Source organism: Lentzea sp. NPDC006480 (assembly GCF_040611995.1).
Classification (GTDB): domain Bacteria; phylum Actinomycetota; class Actinomycetes; order Mycobacteriales; family Pseudonocardiaceae; genus Lentzea.
This window is the reverse complement of record NZ_JBEXPJ010000002.1, coordinates 45,229-62,649: the sequence shown is the minus strand read 5'-3', so window position 1 is coordinate 62,649 and position 17,421 is coordinate 45,229. Positions and strand designations below refer to the sequence as shown.

Annotated in this window: 17 protein-coding genes; 10 read left to right on the top strand and 7 right to left on the bottom strand. The window is 68.4% G+C overall.

The window, feature by feature from the left end; all coding sequences use genetic code 11:
- Positions 1-140: 140 nt before the first annotated feature.
- The gene (locus tag ABZX92_RS01510) at positions 141-2,318 is read left to right on the top strand and encodes a LuxR C-terminal-related transcriptional regulator (RefSeq protein WP_355552293.1); all 2,178 of its coding nucleotides are present in this window, start codon (positions 141-143) and stop codon (positions 2,316-2,318) included.
- Positions 2,319-2,324: 6 nt separating this feature from the next.
- On the opposite strand, the gene ABZX92_RS01505 is transcribed toward ABZX92_RS01510, so the two are convergent.
- The gene (locus ABZX92_RS01505; RefSeq protein ID WP_355552290.1) at positions 2,325-3,347 is read right to left on the bottom strand and encodes an LCP family protein; all 1,023 of its coding nucleotides are present in this window, start codon (positions 3,345-3,347) and stop codon (positions 2,325-2,327) included.
- A gap of 79 nt (positions 3,348-3,426) precedes the next feature.
- On the opposite strand from ABZX92_RS01505, the gene ABZX92_RS01500 reads away from it, so the two are divergent.
- The 7 genes from ABZX92_RS01500 (at position 3,427) to ABZX92_RS01470 (ending at position 9,112) form a co-directional block, all read left to right on the top strand.
- Positions 3,427-3,837, top strand: a complete 411-nt coding sequence (locus ABZX92_RS01500) for a DUF6542 domain-containing protein (RefSeq protein ID WP_355552287.1) — start codon at positions 3,427-3,429, stop codon at positions 3,835-3,837.
- Complete coding sequence (locus tag ABZX92_RS01495; protein ID WP_355552284.1) at positions 3,806-3,931, top strand: hypothetical protein; 126 nt, start codon at positions 3,806-3,808, stop codon at positions 3,929-3,931. Before ABZX92_RS01500 ends, ABZX92_RS01495 begins: the two co-directional genes overlap by 32 nt.
- Positions 3,928-5,820 (top strand): bifunctional polysaccharide deacetylase/glycosyltransferase family 2 protein, encoded by a 1,893-nt coding sequence (locus ABZX92_RS01490; RefSeq protein WP_355552281.1) that lies wholly within the window; start codon positions 3,928-3,930, stop codon positions 5,818-5,820. Before ABZX92_RS01495 ends, ABZX92_RS01490 begins: the two co-directional genes overlap by 4 nt.
- Before the next feature lie 23 nt (positions 5,821-5,843).
- Complete coding sequence (locus ABZX92_RS01485) at positions 5,844-6,407, top strand: TetR/AcrR family transcriptional regulator (RefSeq protein ID WP_355552278.1); 564 nt, start codon at positions 5,844-5,846, stop codon at positions 6,405-6,407.
- A 77-nt stretch (positions 6,408-6,484) separates the two neighbouring features.
- Positions 6,485-7,678: a cytochrome P450 gene (locus ABZX92_RS01480; protein ID WP_355552275.1), complete on the top strand. Its 1,194-nt coding sequence runs from the start codon at positions 6,485-6,487 to the stop codon at positions 7,676-7,678.
- A 1-nt stretch (position 7,679) separates the two neighbouring features.
- On the top strand, positions 7,680-7,874 hold the full coding sequence (locus ABZX92_RS01475) for a ferredoxin (protein WP_355552272.1): 195 nt from the start codon (positions 7,680-7,682) through the stop codon (positions 7,872-7,874).
- A 308-nt stretch (positions 7,875-8,182) separates the two neighbouring features.
- Positions 8,183-9,112: a hypothetical protein gene (locus tag ABZX92_RS01470; protein ID WP_355552269.1), complete on the top strand. Its 930-nt coding sequence runs from the start codon at positions 8,183-8,185 to the stop codon at positions 9,110-9,112.
- Between the two features lie 112 nt (positions 9,113-9,224).
- Here ABZX92_RS01470 and ABZX92_RS01465 read toward each other — a convergent pair whose 3' ends face one another.
- Positions 9,225-9,662 (bottom strand): hypothetical protein, encoded by a 438-nt coding sequence (locus ABZX92_RS01465; protein ID WP_355552266.1) that lies wholly within the window; start codon positions 9,660-9,662, stop codon positions 9,225-9,227.
- A 72-nt stretch (positions 9,663-9,734) separates the two neighbouring features.
- On the opposite strand from ABZX92_RS01465, the gene ABZX92_RS01460 reads away from it, so the two are divergent.
- Positions 9,735-12,659, top strand: a complete 2,925-nt coding sequence (locus ABZX92_RS01460) for a BTAD domain-containing putative transcriptional regulator (RefSeq protein WP_355552263.1) — start codon at positions 9,735-9,737, stop codon at positions 12,657-12,659.
- Here ABZX92_RS01460 and ABZX92_RS01455 read toward each other — a convergent pair.
- Both ABZX92_RS01455 and ABZX92_RS01450 read right to left on the bottom strand, forming a co-directional pair.
- Positions 12,649-12,852 carry a hypothetical protein gene (locus tag ABZX92_RS01455; RefSeq protein ID WP_355552261.1) on the bottom strand — a complete coding sequence of 68 codons (204 nt, stop codon included), beginning with the start codon at positions 12,850-12,852 and terminating at the stop codon, positions 12,649-12,651. The two genes, ABZX92_RS01460 and ABZX92_RS01455, sit on opposite strands and share 11 nt — an antisense overlap.
- 63 nt (positions 12,853-12,915) lie before the next feature.
- Entirely contained in the window at positions 12,916-13,713 is a 798-nt protein-coding gene (locus ABZX92_RS01450; RefSeq protein WP_355552258.1) for a phospholipid scramblase-related protein, read from the bottom strand.
- A 219-nt stretch (positions 13,714-13,932) separates the two neighbouring features.
- On the opposite strand from ABZX92_RS01450, the gene ABZX92_RS01445 reads away from it, so the two are divergent.
- Positions 13,933-14,397 carry a TNT domain-containing protein gene (locus ABZX92_RS01445; protein WP_355552255.1) on the top strand — a complete coding sequence of 155 codons (465 nt, stop codon included), beginning with the start codon at positions 13,933-13,935 and terminating at the stop codon, positions 14,395-14,397.
- Here the strand turns inward: ABZX92_RS01445 and ABZX92_RS01440 are convergent.
- From ABZX92_RS01440 to ABZX92_RS01430, 3 genes are read right to left on the bottom strand one after another with little or no spacing between them, the layout of a single operon-like run.
- Positions 14,390-14,581: a ferredoxin gene (locus tag ABZX92_RS01440; protein WP_355552253.1), complete on the bottom strand. Its 192-nt coding sequence runs from the start codon at positions 14,579-14,581 to the stop codon at positions 14,390-14,392. The two genes, ABZX92_RS01445 and ABZX92_RS01440, sit on opposite strands and share 8 nt — an antisense overlap.
- The gene (locus ABZX92_RS01435) at positions 14,578-15,789 is read right to left on the bottom strand and encodes a cytochrome P450 (protein WP_355552251.1); all 1,212 of its coding nucleotides are present in this window, start codon (positions 15,787-15,789) and stop codon (positions 14,578-14,580) included. The genes ABZX92_RS01440 and ABZX92_RS01435 overlap by 4 nt, the downstream gene beginning before the upstream one ends.
- Before the next feature lie 43 nt (positions 15,790-15,832).
- Positions 15,833-17,371: an ABC-F family ATP-binding cassette domain-containing protein gene (locus ABZX92_RS01430; protein WP_355552249.1), complete on the bottom strand. Its 1,539-nt coding sequence runs from the start codon at positions 17,369-17,371 to the stop codon at positions 15,833-15,835.
- Between the last annotated feature and the right edge of the window lie 50 nt (positions 17,372-17,421).

The window sequence follows — 17,421 nt, the reverse complement described above, 5'->3', positions numbered from 1 at the left end:
GCCTCCGGGGGACCGCGTTGCAGCGGGAGATCGCGCCGACCTAGGGTGCCGCTGTGGGCGGTTCGCTTTCCCCAGGTCGCAAAGGAAATTTGCCTGCTGACACAACTAGTTTCGTCGGCAGGAGGACCGACGTCTCCGAGGTGAGAAGACTCCTGTCCGAGTCTCGTCTCGTCACTCTTACGGGTGTCGGTGGCGTCGGGAAGACACGGCTGGCGCTGAAGGCCGCCGCCGAGACGTCCAGGGCCTTCCGCGACGGCGTGTGGTTCGTCGAACTCGCGGGCGTCACGGACCCGGAACTCGTGGTGCACACGGTTCTGGAGCAGCTGGGCGTCCACGACGACACGGTCCGCCAGCACCGCACGGTCCTGGTGGAACACCTGCGCGACCGTCAGGTGCTGATGGTCCTCGACAACTGCGAGCACCTCGTCGCCGCCACCGCCGATCTCGTGGACGCGTTGCTGCGCAGCGTGCGGGGCCTGCGCGTGCTGATCACCAGCCGCGAACGGCTCGGCGTCGACGGTGAACACCTCTGGCAGGTCGCCCCACTGCCGCAGGACCCGGCGCTGACCCTGTTCGCCGAACGGGCGGCGGCCGTCGAGCCGGGTTTCGTCATCGGCGCCCACAACCGCGGCACGGTCACCCAGATCTGCACGCTGCTCGGCGGCATCCCGCTGGCGATCGAACTGGCCGCGGTGCGCCTGCGCGTGCTCACCCTCGAACACCTGCTGTCCAGATTGGACGACACGTTCCGGGTGCTCGCGGACGGCAAGCGCGGCGGCGACCCGCGCCACCAGACGTTGCAGGCCGCGGTGGACTGGAGCTTCCACCTGTGCACGCGCGCCGAGCAGATCCTGTGGGCACGGGCGTCGGTCTTCGCCGGCACGTTCGACCTGGAGGCCGCGGAACGGGTCTGCTCCGGTGACAGCGTCTCCCCGGAAGGGGTCATGCACTCGCTCGCCGGCCTGGTCGACAAGTCGGTCGTGATCGCCGAGCAGCACCCGGCCGGCACGCGCTTCCGGTTGCTGGAACCGTTGCGTCAGTACGGCCTGGAGAAGCTGCGCAACGCCGGCCGGGAGCAGGTGCTGCGAGAACGGCACCGCGACCACTTCATCGAGTGGGCCGAGCGCCGCGAGAAAGAGTGGTTCGGCCCGGTCCAACCGCAGATCTTCTCGCGCACGCGCCTGGAACACGCGAATCTGCGGTCCGCCTTGGACTTCTGCTTCGAGAACCACGACGAGCACTGCGTGCACCTCGCCAGCACGCTGTGGTTCTACTGGGCGGGCTGCGGCATGCTCGGCGAGGGCCGGCACTGGCTCGACCGCGCGCTGGCGGGCGCGACCGAGGGACCGCGGCGGGCGAAGGCGCTGTGGGTCAACGGCTACGTCGCGACGCTGCAGGGAGATCTCCCCGCCTCCACCCGGATGCTGGAGGAGTGCCGCAAGTACGCCGCCGAGTCCGGTGACGGCCCCGCGCTGGCGTACTCGACCCACCGGCTCGCCTGCACCCACCTCGTCGGCGACGACCTCGACCTCGCGGACGGGTTGTTCGAGGAGGCCATGGACCTCTACCGGGGCCAGGGCACCGTCAACAGCCACACCATGCTCGCCGGCATCGAGCTGGCGATCTCGGCGACGTTCCGGCACGACTTCGCCGCCGCGGAACGGCTCTGCGTCGAAGCGAAGACCGTCGGCGAGCAGCACGGCGAGCTGTGGGCGCAGGCGTACGCGATCTACGTGCTGGCGCTGTGCGCGTGGGTCAGCGGCGACTACGCCAGGGCGGACCAGCTCGGCCGCGAGTGCCTGCGGATCAAGCGGACGTTCCACGACCTGCTCGGCATCGTGCTCGCGATCGAGGTGCTGGCCTGGATCGCGGCCTCTGAGGGCAACGCCGTGCGCGCGGCGACGCTGCTGGGCGCCACCACCGAGATCTGGCAGTCCGTCGGGTACCCGATGTTCGGGTCGCGCTATTTCGGGGCGCCCCACGGCGAATGCGAGTCCAAGACCATCGCCGCGCTGGGCGAGGAGGAGTTCCGCGCCGTGTTCCGCAAGGGCATGGACCTCGAACTGGACGACGCCATCGCGCTCGCGATCGGCGACCAGCCGGAGCCCGAGCCGGTGATCGAGACGGCCACGCCGCTGACCAGGCGCGAGCAGCAGGTGGCCGACCTGATCGCCGGGGGCATGACGAACAAGGAGATCGCGGCCCGGCTGGTGATCGCGCGCCGGACCGCCGAGGGGCACGTCGAGCGGATCCTGCAGAAGCTCGGGTTCACCTCACGCGCCCAGATCGCCACCTGGGTCACGGAAAGACGCAACTAGACGGAACTAGTCGATGCAGGGGATGCCGTCGCCGGTGGGCGGTGGTGGCGGCTCCTTCGCCAGGTCGGTCACCTTCTTGCGCACCTTCTCCGCGTCGACCTTGTTCACGTCCAGGCCGTCGATGTTCGCGCCGCCCTCGATCGGCAGCGTGTCGAACCGCACCTCGGTCGGCACCCGGCGGGCGAACTCGGTGAGGTCGAACCGGTCGTCCAGCACGACGTCCTGCTTCGCCATGTCGATCATCGCCTGCATCGCCGAGACGTCCGCGCCCTTCAACCGGCGCGCGACCGCCGAGAGGAACGCCTGCTGGCGCTTCGTGCGGTCGAGGTCGCCGTTGGGCAGGCCATGTCGCTGGCGCACGAACGACAGCGACTGACCGGCGTCCAGATGCTGCTTCCCGGCCGGGAAGTCCGCGCCGGACAACGGGTCCTTGGTCGCGTTCTTCAGGCACACGTCCACGCCGCCGAGCCCCTCGGCGATGTGGAAGAAGCCGATCAGCGAGATCTCCACGAGGTGGTCGATCGGCTGGTTCAGGAACGTCGCCACCGTCTGCACCTGGGCGCGCCGGCCCGCCTCCCGCCCGGCGCGTTCCAGCGTGCGCTTGTCGTGCTGCCCGGCCGCCTGCAGCCGTTCCTCCTCGGCGATCTTGGCGCGCCCGTAGGCCTCTTTGATCTTGCCCTCGCCGCCGGACGACAGCGGCACGAGGTTGTCGCGTGGCACGGACATCGCGATCGCCGGGCCGGAAACCGGGATGTGCAACAGGATCAGCGTGTTCGCGTTGTAGCCGCCGCGGTCGCTCTCGCCCGCCTGCATGCGCCGCAGCACGTCGTCCGGCAGCGGTTCGCCGTGCAGGTCCAGCCGCGTGGTCAGGCCCATGATCAGGATGTTGCGGCCGGACGACGAGCGCGGCGCGTCCTGCGGGATCGCGTACGACCGTTCGATGCCGCTGGAGATCGTGGACACAGTGGACCAGGCGATGCCGGACGTGACGAGCACAGTTGCACACACGGCCACCCAGACAGTGCGCATCAGGACTAGAAAGGCCGTGCGGTGATAGCGGCCACGTGGTTGCATGAAAAAGACACCCCCGCCGGTATTCTAAGTGGTCATGGGGGTACAGCTGCCCAGTTTGGCGGCGCTCGCGGTGCTGGCGGTGTTCACGCAGGTGGGGATCTGGGTGGACGGGGACAACCTCGCCTGGCCCTTCGGCGTCTGGTTGGTGGCGGGCGCGGTGCTGGCTTCGGCACTCGTGCGCCGGGTGGGGTTGTGGACGGTGGCACCGGCGCCACCTGTCGTGTTCCTGGTGCTGGCGGTGGCCAACGCGGCTTGGCGACGGCAGACGCAGGTGCGGTCTTTCTGGGGAAGTGGCAAGGAGTTCGCCGCGGACGCGGTCCGTTGGTTCGTCAACGGGTTCCCGTGGCTCGCGGCATCGGTCGGCGCGGCCGTCGTGGTCGTGGTCGTCCGCATGGTGCTGGGGGGCAGGAGAAATGCAGATCTTCGTCGACGCCAACGGCAGTAGACGGGTGGTGGCGCGGCTGGTCAGCCTGACCGTCGCGAGTGGACTGATCGTGTTCGCCGCCGTCGTCGGTGGCACGCTGCTGGAAATGTGGTGAGGCGCGCACCGCGGCTGCACTGGATTTCCATCCTGCTCGGGCTGCTCGTGCTGATGAGCGTGGTCTCGTTCCACGCCTACACCGCGATCAAGCCCGAGCCGGTGCAGCACGCCCGGGAACACCGCGACCTGCCGGACCGCACGCTGGCGCTGGCGTTCCACGGCGGTCCTGATCCGAAGTGGACACCGAGGCTGCTGACGGCACTGCGGGAGTCCGGCGTCAAGGCGACCTTCTTCGTCACCGGCACGCAGGTCACCCGCAATCCCAGCGTGACCAGGCGGATCGCCGACGAGGGCCATCAGATCGCCCTCGACGGCTTCCGCGTGGAGGGCGACCTCGGCAACCCGCTGAACCTCGCGTTCGCGCAGGCCGCGCTGGCGGACGTGCTGGGCACGCACACCCGGCTCGTCGGCGCGCCCGTCGAGGTGGACAGCGGCGACCGCGACTACCAGGACATCGGCACGCTGGTGCGGATGTCGCTGCAGCACGGCGGGGGAGTCGTCCGGTTGCACGACGACGGCAGCATCGGTGCCGACATCGCCCGTGAGCTGGCCAAAGCGCCTGGCTACCGGTTCGTCACGGTCACCGGCGACCGCCCGGTCGAGGCCACTGCCACCGAACGCTTCACCGGCGCGGTCACCGCGTGGTCGCAGCGCAACGGCGGCTTCGTGCTGACGTTGCTCGGCACGGCCATCGCGATCGCGGCGCTGCTGGGCCTGCTGCGCACTTTGATGCAGCTCGGCCTCGCGCACACCGACCGCAGGCTGCGGCGGGAGGGCGAGCAGGAGCCGCAGCCGTGGTTCGCGCTGCCGGTCTCGGTGGTCATCCCGGCGTACAACGAGGCGGTGAACATCGCGGCGACGGTGAAGTCCATCGCCGCGAACAACCACTGCGCCGACGTCGAGGTGATCGTTGTCGACGACGGCTCGACGGACGGCACCGCGGACCGCGCGGAGGAGCTCGGCCTGCCCGGCGTCACGGTGATCCGGCAGGCGAACCAGGGCAAGCCGGCCGCGTTGAACACCGGCATCCGCCAGGCGAAGCACGACGTCCTGGTGCTGCTCGACGGCGACACGATCTTCGAACCGGGCACGATCGGCGAGCTCGTGCAGCCGTTTGCGGACTCGCGGGTGGGCGCGGTGTCCGGCAACGCCAAGGTCGGCAACCGCAAGGGTCTGCTCGGCCGCTGGCAGCACCTGGAGTACTGCGCCGGGTCCAATCTGGACCGGCAGATCCTGCACGCGCTGCGCTGCATCCCGACCGTGCCGGGCGCGGTCGGGGCGTTCCGCAAGGCCGCGCTGACGGACGTGGGCGGCGTCAGCGACGACACGCTCGCCGAGGACACCGACCTCACGATGGCGGTGACGCGCGCGGGGTGGCGGGTCGCATACCGGCAGCAGGCGAAGGCGTGGACCGAGGCGCCGACCACGGTGCACGGGCTGTTCCGGCAGCGTTACCGCTGGTCGTACGGCACATTCCAGGCCATGTGGAAACATCGCGGCGCGTTGCTGGAGAACGGGCCGATGGGGCGGTTCGGGCTCATCTACCTGCTGGCGTTCCACCTGCTGCTGCCGATGCTCGCGCCGGTGATGGATCTGTACGTTCTGTACGGCTTTCTGGTGGCTGACGCGCCGCTCGCGTTGATCGTGTGGGCGGTGTTCCTGCTGCTGCAGACAGCCAGCGCGGGCTATGCGCTGCGGCTGGACGGCGAGTCGCTCAAGCCGCTGTGGGCATACCCCTTGCAGCAGATCGTGTACAGGCAGCTGATGTACGCGGTGGTGATCCAGTCGTTGTTCACCGCGTGGCACGGCACGCAGCTGAAGTGGATGTCGGTGCGCAGGACGGGTCTGCTCACGGACGCGCCCGGCGGTACGGTGCACGTCACTTAGACGGCAGTGGGCAAGGGAGTGCGGTGGGTCGAACGCCTTTGGACGCGCCGGAGCGTCTGCAAGAGGTATTCGCCGCCGTGCTCCACGTCCTGGCCGAAGTCGGCTACGCCCGGTTCAACATGGATCTCGTGGCGAACCGGGCGCGCGCGAGCAAGGCGAGCCTCTACCAGCGCTGGCCGTCCAAGGCGCGGCTGATCACGGACGCGCTCAAGGCGAACCTGCCCGAACTGCGCCAGCCGGACGAGGGCACGTTCGCCGAGGACGTCCGGGTGATCATGCGGGCGTGGGGCGAGCCGACGCCGTTCGACACCGCGGGCATCTTCCTCGGACTGCTGGAAGGCAGCCGTCAGGACGCCGATCTCGCGGGCCTGCGCGAGGAACACGTCGACCGCGCCTACACGGAGCACCTGCGGGTCGCGATCGACCGGGCGAAGGCGCGCGGCGAACTTCCCGAGCGACTCGACACCGACGTCCTCATCACCGCGCTGATCTCGACTTTCGTCCTCCGGTCGGATGAGGCGGGCGTCATCGACAGCATCGTCGACGGCCTGTTGAGACCGCTGATCGGGACCTTTCGAACCAAATAACTCGTCAGATCGTAGTTTCTTCGCTACGTTCGGTCATGGTTTCAAAAGAACAGTTCTGTTCTGTTGAGGAGACTCCCGTGACTGAAGCTGCCGTCTGCCCGGTCCCCCACGAGAACCGCGTCCACCCGCTCGGAGCGCCCGCCGGGTTCGAGGAGGCCATCAGCAACGGCCCGGCCAAGATGATCTGGCCCAACGGCGTCGAGGGCTGGGTCATCAGCAGCTATGCCGGTGTCCGGCAGGTGCTCTCCGACAAGCGGTTCAGCGCGAACCGGGACGGCGCTCCGGCGATGCGCACCGAGGGCGAGCCGGTCCTCGACTCGTCGCAGCCCGGCAACATGAACGCGATGGACGGCGACGAGCACCTGCGGCTGCGGCGTCCTCTCTCGCGGGGCTTCATGGTCAAGCGCATGGCCGAGATGCGGCCGCGCATCCAGCAGATCGTCGACGAGCACCTCGACGCGATGGAGCGTCAGGGCGCACCCGCCGACCTCGTGGCGTCGCTGTGCCTTCCGGTGCCGTCGCTGGTGATCGCCGACCTGCTGGGCGTCCCGCCGGAGCACCAGGAGCTCTTCCAGGCCACGGCGAAGCAGATGCTGGGCAAGAACGGCTCCAAGGTGGAGTACGAGGCGCTGGCCGAGCAGCTGGGCGAGGTGATCGGCAAGGTCGTCCAGGAGAAGAAGGCCTCGGGCGACACCGGCGACATGATCGGCCTGATGGTCAACGAGACCGACTTCGACATGGAAGAGCTGATGCTGCTCGCCATCGGCCTGCTGGTGGCCGGGCACGAGACGACGTCGAACTTCTTCGGCCTCTTCACGCTCACCCTGTTCGAACGTCCCGACCAGCTGGAGATCCTGCAGCGCGACCCGAGCCGCGCGGACGTGATCGTCGAGGAGCTGATGCGGTACACCATCGGCCGGCTCGGCGGCGCCGGGATCCAGCGCAGGGCTCTGGAGGACGTCGAGGTCGACGGCGTGACCATCAAGGCGGGCGAGTGGGCCGTGGTGTCGCTGCACGCCAACATGGACGAGGAGCTGTGCCCGCACGCGAGCGAGCTGGATCTCGAACGCCGGGCGGTGTCGCACCTCGGGTTCGGCTTCGGCCCGCACCAGTGCCTCGGCGCGAACCTGGCCCGCACGGAGCTGCAGATCCTGCTGCGGTCGCTCTTCACGCGGTTCCCGAACATTCGCCCCGCGGTGCCTGTCACGGAGATGTCGTTCCGGGAAGACATGATCACCTACGGCGCTTCCGCGATTCCGGTGGTGTGGTGAAGTGACAGTCCGGATAGACCAGACGCGGTGCATCGGATCAGGTCAGTGCGTGCTCGCCGCACCGGACGTGTTCGATCAGTCGGATGACGACGGGCTCGGTCTCGTGCTGATCTCCGAGCCCTCGGCCGAGCTGCTTCCCGGCGTTCGTGACGCGGTGGACAGGTGCCCGGCCGGAGCGGTGAGCCTGGAAGAGTGACTTGATCGGCCGTTCCGGTGAGGCGCCATCACTGGAAATTGATTCAGTTCCTCTTGGCTGACACCTCGATGGCCCCTTTCCGATCACGCTGTTCGTCCAGAATCGTAAGCGCGACCACCACGGCGTTGTGGTGGTCGCGCCGACGCGTCCCGGGAGAGTCGAAAGACCCTTCCCGACCAGGCCGGACAGCGGGATGGTGACGGCGGCGCGGTGAGTACCGGCGGTGTGTAACGGGTACCTGTACAGCGGGTGTCCGACGCACGTCAGGAGGACCAGCTATGTTCAACGGCGAAGCATTTCCGGCTCGCGTGGACAAAACAGACGTGCGGCACGTGGAAACGCTGACGAGTGCGCTACGAGCGCTCGATTACGAATACGGCGGAGGCGCCTGCCGGGATGCCTGCGTCGCGTTGTTGAACTGGGCGAACCCCCTGCTCGACGCCGGCTCGTCCGGCCATGTGCTGCAACGGCTCCAGGTGGCCATCGCGGACCTGCACAACCTGGCCGGCTGGGCGTCGTTCGACATGGGACTGCTGGAATCCGCACACGTGCACTTCGGCCGTGCGATGGACCTCGCGCGCACGTCGGGCAACAGCGCGTTGGAGGCCAACATCCACTACCGGATGGGCCGCGTGCATCTGCACTACGAACTCGCCGAGGACGCGCTCGCGTCGTTCCAGCGCGGTCTGCCCATCGCACAGGCCAGTGGCTCCACGTTGGCCGTATCCATCCTGCACGCCAACGAGGCGTGGGCGTTCGCGAAGATGGGCGCCGAGAGGCAGGCGTTGCGCCAGTTCGCGCGTGCGGAGGAGGAGTTCGAACGCGCCGAGGGCGAGGATCCACCGCCGTGGGCGCGCTTCTTCGACCTGGCCGACCTGGTGTCGATCGGTGGCATGGTCCACACCGAACTCGCCCGCACCTGCGACGTGAAGTACGCGCGGTCCGCGATCCCGTTGCTGACCAGGGCGATTGCTTCTGATGGTGACGAGGCTTCGCGCAGCCAGTCGTTCCGGCTCGCCGCGCTGGCGGTGAACTACCTGGTGCAGAACGAGGCCGAGCACGCGCGCGACATCGGGGAACAGGCGATCGCGGTGTCCGGCCCGATCCGCTCGGCGCGCACGCGGGACCGGATGCGGCCGCTGAAGCAGGAGGCGGAACGGTTGCGGGGCAACGAGGCCGCGGACGAGCTGTCGTCGCGGCTGGGGGAGTTCATGTCCTCGCAGCAGGGAGCCGCGTAGAACGTGGAAGGCGCCACCGGGACCCGAGGAGAGGTTTGGGCTTCGGGTCCCGGCGGCACCACGGCCGAACAGCGCCCAGCTGGGGGGCCTTGGCGCCGCTCGGGGTCTGGGTTCAGCAGCGGATGTCGGTTTCCGCCCGGTAGGTCATCGCGCCGGAGTTCCACTCGGCGTAGGCGTTCGTGCAGGTGTCGAGCGTGTCGGTGCCGTACGACCACAGTTCCTGCTGCCGGTAGCGGCCGTCCTTGCGGCCCTCGTGACCGTAAGGCTCACGCGACCACTCGTTGCCCCACTTCGCGATGATCACGAACTCGGGGGTGTACGGGGCACCACCACCGTGCACGCTGTCCCAGGTGTAGATGTACGCCCAGTTCTTGCCGCAGCCCTTGAACTGCTTGACCGACGCCCACTTCTGCCCGTGGTCGCCGATGTAGGCGGTCTTGCCGATCTGCGTCACCGGTCCGCAGCCGGGAGCGCTCTCCGCCTGCGCCTCACCAGACGTGGCCACTCCGAGGAGCAACGCGGCGGCGGCGACGAAGGTTGTCCTCTTCATGGGCGAGAAGCATCACTCGACCCGCTGACATTTCGCTGACACCTCGGGTTACCGGCTGGTTAGGATCGGCACATGCAACGGCGGTGGGGGTTCAAGGTTCTCGGATCGTTGCAGGTCATCGACTCGGGCCGGGTCGTCGAGCTGCGGTCGGCCAAACAGCGTGTCCTGCTCGCCGCGTTGCTGATGAAGGCCAACGCGCCGGTCTCGTCGTACGAGCTGATGGAGCACCTCTGGGGTGAGGAGCCGTCCGGGTCGGCGCGCGCGACTCTGCAGACGTACGTCATGCGCTTGAGGCAGTCGCTGGACGACCTCGCGGACCGCCAGCTCGTCCGCACCTGGCCCACCGGCTACTCGATCCACGTCGACGACGACCAGCTCGACCTGCTGACGTTCCAGCGGCTGCGCGCCGAGGCCCGCCGCGCGCCCGACCTGGAGACCGAGGCCCGGCTGCTGGGCGAGGCCGCCGCGTTGTGGCGCGGGCCCGCGCTGGACCAGGTGTCGTCGCTGCGGATGGAACAGACCGACGTGCAGCGCCTGAACGAGCAGCGCTGGGAGGTGCTGGAGCGGCGCAACGACGCCGAGCTCCAGCTGGGCCGGCACGACCAGATCGTCGACGAGCTCCGTTCCCTGGTCGCCGAGCATCCGTTGCGCGAACGGTTCTGGTACCAGCTGATGCTCGCTCTGCACCGGACCGGGCAGCAGGCGCAGGCGCTGGACGTGTTCCGCCGGGCCAGTGACGTGCTGGCCGACGAGCTCGGGATCGATCCGAACGCCGAGCTGCGCGCGCTGCACATGGAGGTGCTGGCCGGGTCGTCGGCGCCTGTTGCGGTGCAGGCCGGGCCTTCCTGGCTGCCGCCTGCCGTGGGGGACTTCTCCGGGCGGGCTGACGAGGTCGCGCGGCTGACGGCCGGGTTGCGTGCCGGCGGGACGTGGACGATCACCGGGCCTGGTGGTGTCGGCAAGACTTCTCTGGCCGTCCACTGCGCGCATGTCGTGCGGGACGCGTTTCCGGACGGGCAGCTGTACCTGAACCTCCGCGGTGGCGAGCAGAAGCCCGTCGAACCCGCTGCCGCGCTGGACCGGTTGCTGCGCGGTCTCGGTGTTTCGGGTGGCGCGATTCCGTCCTCTGTGGACGATCGGGTGGATCTTTACCGCGATCTGTTGTCCGACCGGCGGATTCTCGTGGTCCTGGACAACGCGATCAACGAGGCTCAGGTTCGGCCGTTGCTGCCGGGGACGACTTCCGGTGCGGCTCTGGTGACGTCGCGGGCAGCTCTGGCCGGGCTCGAAGCCGCCCACGTCGTGCCGTTGGACGTGTTGCCGTCTGCTGATGCGCTGACGTTGCTGCAGGCTGCCGTGGGTGAGGCTCGGGTTGCGGCGGAACCCGTTGCGGCGCAGGCGATCGTGACTTACTGCGGGCAGCTGCCGCTCGCGTTGCGGGTGGCCGCTGCCCGGTTGGTGGCGCGTCCGCACTGGCAGCTGGCGAAGCTGGCCGGTCGGTTGTCGGACGAGCGTCGCCGCTTCGACGAGCTGTCGCTGGGGGACCTGGACGTCCGGGCCTCCCTGGCTTTGTCCTACGACGGGCTGGACTCGTCGCACCGGACCGCGTTCCGGCTGCTGTCGCTGGTCGACACGCCCGACTTCCCGGCCTGGATGGCGTCACCGCTGCTGGGCCTGGAGCTCGACGACGCCGAGGACCACGTCGAGGCGCTCGTCGACGCCCGGCTGGTCGACTACGCCGGCCGGGACGCGCTGGGCCAGGTGCGATATCGGCTGCACGACCTGCTGCGCGCGTTCGGCCGGGAGGCGGCGGACGAGGATCCCTCGGTCGCGTTGAAGGCCTTGTTCGAGCAGTGGCTGGACCTGACGACGCGCGCGGACGCCGAGCTGCCGCACCAGGCGATCCGGCTGGAGCCGGTCGCGCTGGAACGGTTCGACCTCGGCGACGCGGCCGCGTGGTTCGACGCGGAGTGGCAGAACATCCACGCGGTGATCAACCAGGCCGCCGCCCTGGGCCTGTGCGCGCTGGCCGCCGAACTGGTGATCCGCTCGACGGCGTTCTGCGATCTGCGGGCCCGCTTCGACGACTGGGCGCAGATCAACGAGCTCGGGCTGTCGTGCGCGCCGCCGGAGCGCAAGCCGATCCTGTTGCAGCAGCGCGGAATCCTGTACGCGCGCATGCACAAGTACACCGAGGCGTCCGCCGACTTCGCTGCCGCGCAGGAGGCCTTCGCTCTTGCCGGAGATGTGTGGGGCGAGGCCTACAGCTGGTACGGCATGGGGTGGATTCACGAGTTCAGCGGGCGCTCGCTGGAGGCCCGGTCGGCTCATCGCGAGGCCATGACGCGGTTCGTGGCCTCCGGCAACCCGCACGGCGAGGTCGAGGTGCTGTGCTCGCTGGGCGCGATCGAGCGTCGTGCCGGTGGGCTGGCCGCGGCGCAGGAGTACCTGGAGCGGGCGCGCCGGGTCGCCGGTCAGCTCGGGGACGAGCAGAGTGAGCTGGCGGCGACGCTGGAGCTGGGGCGGTTGCACCAGTTCACCGGGGAGCTGGAGATGTCGGCCGCGTTCCTGCGGTCCTCGTTGGCCGCGGCGCAGAAGCTCGGGGATCCGGACTTCGCGGCGCACATGCGGTTGTTCCTGGCTGACACCTTGATCCGGTCTGGGCAGGTTGGGCTGGCCGAGGAGCAACTGCGGCTGGCTTGGGAGTTCTTCGAGGAGCACGACGACCGGCACGGCCGGATCTGGGTGTGGCGGTTGAGATCCGCGCTGGCTGCCACGCCTGAGGAGGCGTTGCGGTTGGCTTCGCTGGCGTTGGAGCAGTCGCGGGAGATGGATTCGCCGCCTGAGTTGGGGCGGTCGTTGCGGGTGCTCGGGAATGCGCTGGAGCGGGCCGGCCGGGTGGAGGAGGCTCGGGAGCAGTGGCGGTTGGCTGAGGAAACGCTTACCGCGGCTGGGTTCCAGGCTGAGGTGGATGAGCTTCGGTTGGCTACTTCGTAGGTTGGGCGCTGACGCGCCGGTGCGGTTCTGTCGCGTTCCAGCGTGGGTTGCGTTTCAAGCCATAACCGAGCTTTGGTTGCGTCATCGCCGCTTCTCGACGATTGCGATCGGGCTTGACTTCGGGCACCTCGATCCCAAAGTCAAGCCCGATCGCTTGCAGCGTGGGCACGTTGGCACCGTCGGCGTCCGCCATACCGCTGCCGTTGGGGCTTCGCGGGGCCTGGAGAGCTAGCTGGTTGGCGAGTTGGCTGGCTCGCTAACCCTGGTTCTGGCTCAGCACCGTGTCCACGGTGACGCCGGAGGCCACGATCATGCTGAGCAACGGGTCCGGCACCTGGCGGTGGAACTGCACCACGTAGTTGTCCGCGGTCGAGAACATCGCCTTTGCCATGCCCTGCCAGGTCTTCGTGATGCGGGCGACCTCGGTGTCCGTGTGGTCGCGCAACGAGAAGTTCCACGCCCGCCAGTTCTCGGCGTAGATGCCGCCGACCTTCATCCCGTTGCACACGTACGCGAACCGGACCTTGCCGAACACGTTCTCCTGCACGATCTCGCCGATCGGCATGCCGTCGCCGCGCTCGACGAGGACCTTGGACTTCCACATCGTCGCTGGCCGCACCAACCGCAACAGCGGATGTCCCTGCACGTCCCGGATCTCCAGCCGGACGTCGAGCATCGAGTCGAGCTTCGTGAAGGCGCGCAACGCTTTCGCGGCTCCGGACTGACCGACCTGTTCGACGGTGCCGATGTGGCGAGCGTGCTGGTCGTAGATGACGTAGGAGTTCGACATCTCGATGAGCTTGGCCTTCTGGTTCACGACGAGGACCGGCTCGGTGAACAGCGTGCCGCCTCCCTGGCCCGCTCCCTGGGCGCCCGCGCGCTGGACCTGCTGGGCGACGCGGTCCTGGCCCGTGCCGCCCATCTGCATCTCCATGTGATGGGCGTCGGTCTGCTGCTGGCGCGGCTGCGTGTGGGGCGTCCACTGCGTGCCGTCCCACCACCGGACGAAGCGGGGGTCGGCGTTGTCGGGGTACCAGCCCGGGGCGAGGTTCACGCGGATGAGGGTAGTGCGGAAAACCGTGCCACGCGCGAAGATGCGAGTATGTTCGCAGGCAAACGATTATTGGCGGCGCTGACTGCCGCGACTCTTGTCCTGTTCGGCGTCAATGCCGGAATCGCCACAGCTCAGACGACCACTGAAGCGTGTGCGGGTGCGTATCGAGGGGATAGTCGGCTGGGGCCGGAGATGTTGCCCAAGCCGTGGCAACAACCCGTGGGTCCGCTCGTGGCCGGGTACAAGCGGTTCGGGCAGCTGAACAAGGACGCGTTTCTCACGAAGTACTGGAACGGCACGGGCTGGAACTACCCGCCGCAGGACGGCTTCCGGCTCAGGCCGGACGGCGAGCCGATCAAGTACAGGACGACGATCTGGCCCAGCACCAAGCTCGACCGGTTCGGCAGTGAGTTCGGCGGATTCCTGGCGTACAAGGGCGCGCACTACTCGACGCGCGCGATTCCGCCGCAGAGCCTCTACACCTTCGACGCCGCGTACAGGTGCAACTACCACGCCTACCAGGTGAAGAAGGCGTTCGCGGTGTGGGAGGGGCCGATCGCGCCGTGGTTCGAGCAGACCGGCGGTGGGCTGCAGCAGAAGCTGGACAGGGCGTTGGTGCCAGGCGACGGGGCACTGAATGTCGCCTGGCTGCTCTCCAACGGCTACCTCGTGCGGATCAACTGATCGTGATCGCGCTCGCCGGGCACAGGCCCGCCGCCTCCTTCGCGGTGGCCTCGTGCTCGGCGTCGGGGTGCTCCACCAGGAGTACGACCGTGCCGTCTTCTTCGCTCTGGTCGAAGAGGTCCGGGTCCGTCAGCACGCACATCCCGGAGCCGCAGCACTTCGACTGGTCGACGGAAATCTTCATGCCGACCACGCTACTGGCAACGAGTGGACCCCGTAGATCCCCATGTCCGTGCGCAGCGGCACCTCCTCCGGCTCGATGTCCAGCCGGAGGTCCGGAAACTCCTGGAACAGCTTGGCGAACGCGATCCGCATCTCGATGCGGGCGAGCTGCTGGCCCAGGCACTGGTGGATGCCGTGCCCGAACGCGACGTGCCCGGTCGCCGGGCGGCGCAGGTCGAGCTCCTCGGGGTTGCCCGGGAACTTCTCCGGGTCCCGGTTGGCCACCGGGATGTGCATCAGCACGGTGTCGCCGGCCTTGATCAGGTGCCCGTCGATCTCCACGTCCTCGGTCGCGGTGCGCAGCGGTCCGAAGTGGATGATCGACAGATACCGCATGAGCTCCTCGACGGCGTTGTCGACCACCTCGGGCTCGTCGCGCAGGATCTTCAGCTGATCCGGGTGCTGCAGCAGCGTGAACGTCCCGATGCCGAGCATGTTCGCCGTGGTCTCGTGTCCGGCGAGCAGCAGGAGCATCGCCATGTTCGACGCTTCCTCGTCCGTCGGCTCACCCGTGGCCAGCAGGTCGCTGATCATGTCGTCGCCGCCGGGATCGGCCTTCTTGCGGGCGATCAGCTCGCGCATGAACGCCTGGATGCGCTCGAAGGCGGCCATGGCCTCCTTGACCGGCGTGTCCAGGCTCAGCATCTTCGCCGTGTCCTCCTGGAACCTGTGCTTCTCGTCGTAGTCGACGCCGAGAAGTGCGCAGATCACCAGTGACGGCACCGGCAGCGCGAACTCCTTGACGAGGTCCGCGTGGCCGTCGAACGTCCGCAGGTGCTTGAGCTGGTCGTCGACGATCGTGCCGATCCACTCCGACAGCTGGTTCATCCGCCTGACCGTGAACTGGCCCTGCAGCATCTTGCGCAGCCGGGTGTGGTCCGGCGGGTCCTGGCTGAGGAACATGCCGGGTTCGACCTTGCGCTTCGTGCCGCTCTCGTCCACCTGGCGGCGCTTGTCCGGCAGGTGATGAGTCCCCGGGTCGTTGGTGAACTTCGGGCTCCCCAGGATCTCGCGCACCTGGTGGTGACCGGTGACGAGCCAGCCGAGGTGACCGTCGGCGAACTCGAGCCTGCTGATCCGCGCCTTGTCGCGGATCTCGGTGATCTCGGTCGGCGGGTCGAACGCGTTCGGCCGCGCGGTGGGCAGCTCTTCGGTGATCAGTTCGGTCATCTCGCACACCTCCCAGTGCTCGGTAGAAGACCTGTTTTCGAAGCTACAGAACATTCACCAATCTGTGAAGCATCACGCTCCGCCACGAACCGAAATCTGTCCGCATCTGCCGGTCGTGGGTCGCGACGGCCACAGCGGCCCTGGTCTGCCGCAGCGCCTCCGTCAGCTCGTCGACCAGCGCGATCGACAGGTGGTTGGTCGGTTCGTCGAGCAGCAGCACGTGCGGGCCGCGGCTGAGCACGACCGCCAGCTCCAGTCGCCGGCGCTGTCCAGTGGACAGGCGGGAGACCGGGCGAGCGAGCTCTTTCCCTCTGAGCAGACCGAGTTCCTCCACCCGCGAACAGAGCTGGCGCGCGGTGGCCGCCTCGTTCTCGAACCTGGACTCCTGGGCCAGCAGCGCCACCTCGCCGACTTGATGAACCGTGCCGTGCGCAGGCGTGATGTGGCCCGCGAGGACGTTCAGCAGCGTCGACTTGCCGGCGCCGTTCGGGCCGGTGATGAGCAGCTTCTCGCCTGCCGACAACGAGATCGGCTCGGTGAGGTGCAGCCTTCCGGGTACTTCCAGCGGCGTTGCGTGCAGCAGGTCGCCGTCGGCCGAGAGCTCCGGCGGGGCGAAGCGCAACGGCGGCGGGGGAGCGTCGACGCGCTGGTCGTCCAACTCCTCCAGCCGGCGAGCGACGTTGCGCATCTTGTTCGCCGCGCGCGTGGTGCGTTGGTGCCTGAACGTGCCCTTCGGCGGGCGCCACGCGTCTTTCAACCGGCTTTGCGCGCGCTCGACCTTCTCGGCGAGTTCGCCGTGTTCGGCTTCCTCCTGGGCGAACCGCTGTTCCCACCGCCGGCGTTCGGCGCGCTTGGCCTCCTGGAACGCCCGGTAGCCGCCGCCGTGCAGGTGCACCTCGCCGTCCGGAGCTGGGTCGAGGTCGAGCAGCTGCGTGCAGACGTCGTCCAGCAGCGTGCGGTCGTGGCTCACGAGCACCACGACGCCGTGGTGTTGCTGCAGGCGTTCGGTCAGGAAGCCCAGCGCGTGTTCGTCCAGGTGGTTGGTGGGTTCGTCGAGCAGCAGGACGTCCGCGCGTTCAGCCAGCAGGCACGCGAGCCGGACGCGGTAGCGCTGGCCCACGCTGAGTTCCTTGAGCCGCCTGGACTTCGGGTGGTCGGCGTCCAGAGCTTTGAGGGCGATGTCCGCGCGGCGTTCGGCGTCCCACGCCTCGATGGCCTCGGCGTGGGCCAGGGCCCGCTCGTAACGCCGCTCGTCGAACGGCTCGGCGGCACTGTCCAGTTCGGACAGTGCTTGACGGCTCTCGCGCAGTGCTTCGGACAGCAGGTCCCCCACCGTTTCGCTGTCGTGGAACGGCATTTCCTGTTGCACCAGGCTCAACGAACCGTGCCGGGTGACAGTTCCCTGGTCCGGCACGAGATCGCCGGCGAGCAGGCGGAGGAGGGTGGTCTTGCCGCGGCCGTTCTCGCCGATGATGCCGAGGCGTTGGCCTGCGGAGACTTTGAGCGAGATGCCGTCGACGACAGGACCGGCCTCATAGCCCTTGGTGAGGTCTTGGGTCGTCAAATGGACATGCGTGCGCATGCGGGATCCTCTTCCGGGTACGCGAAATCAGGACGTGGTGTGGTGGCACA

Coding starts and splice junctions, on each gene's coding strand:
- ABZX92_RS01435 (WP_355552251.1), bottom strand. CDS start 15,789: ATGACCGAACTGATCACCGAAGAGCTGCCCACCGCGCGGCCGAACGCG.
- ABZX92_RS01495 (WP_355552284.1), top strand. CDS start 3,806: ATGCAGATCTTCGTCGACGCCAACGGCAGTAGACGGGTGGTGGCGCGG.
- ABZX92_RS01455 (WP_355552261.1), bottom strand. CDS start 12,852: ATGGCGGACGCCGACGGTGCCAACGTGCCCACGCTGCAAGCGATCGGG.
- ABZX92_RS01430 (WP_355552249.1), bottom strand. CDS start 17,371: ATGCGCACGCATGTCCATTTGACGACCCAAGACCTCACCAAGGGCTAT.
- ABZX92_RS01440 (WP_355552253.1), bottom strand. CDS start 14,581: ATGAAGATTTCCGTCGACCAGTCGAAGTGCTGCGGCTCCGGGATGTGC.
- ABZX92_RS01465 (WP_355552266.1), bottom strand. CDS start 9,662: ATGAAGAGGACAACCTTCGTCGCCGCCGCCGCGTTGCTCCTCGGAGTG.
- ABZX92_RS01500 (WP_355552287.1), top strand. CDS start 3,427: ATGGGGGTACAGCTGCCCAGTTTGGCGGCGCTCGCGGTGCTGGCGGTG.
- ABZX92_RS01460 (WP_355552263.1), top strand. CDS start 9,735: ATGCAACGGCGGTGGGGGTTCAAGGTTCTCGGATCGTTGCAGGTCATC.
- ABZX92_RS01505 (WP_355552290.1), bottom strand. CDS start 3,347: ATGCGCACTGTCTGGGTGGCCGTGTGTGCAACTGTGCTCGTCACGTCC.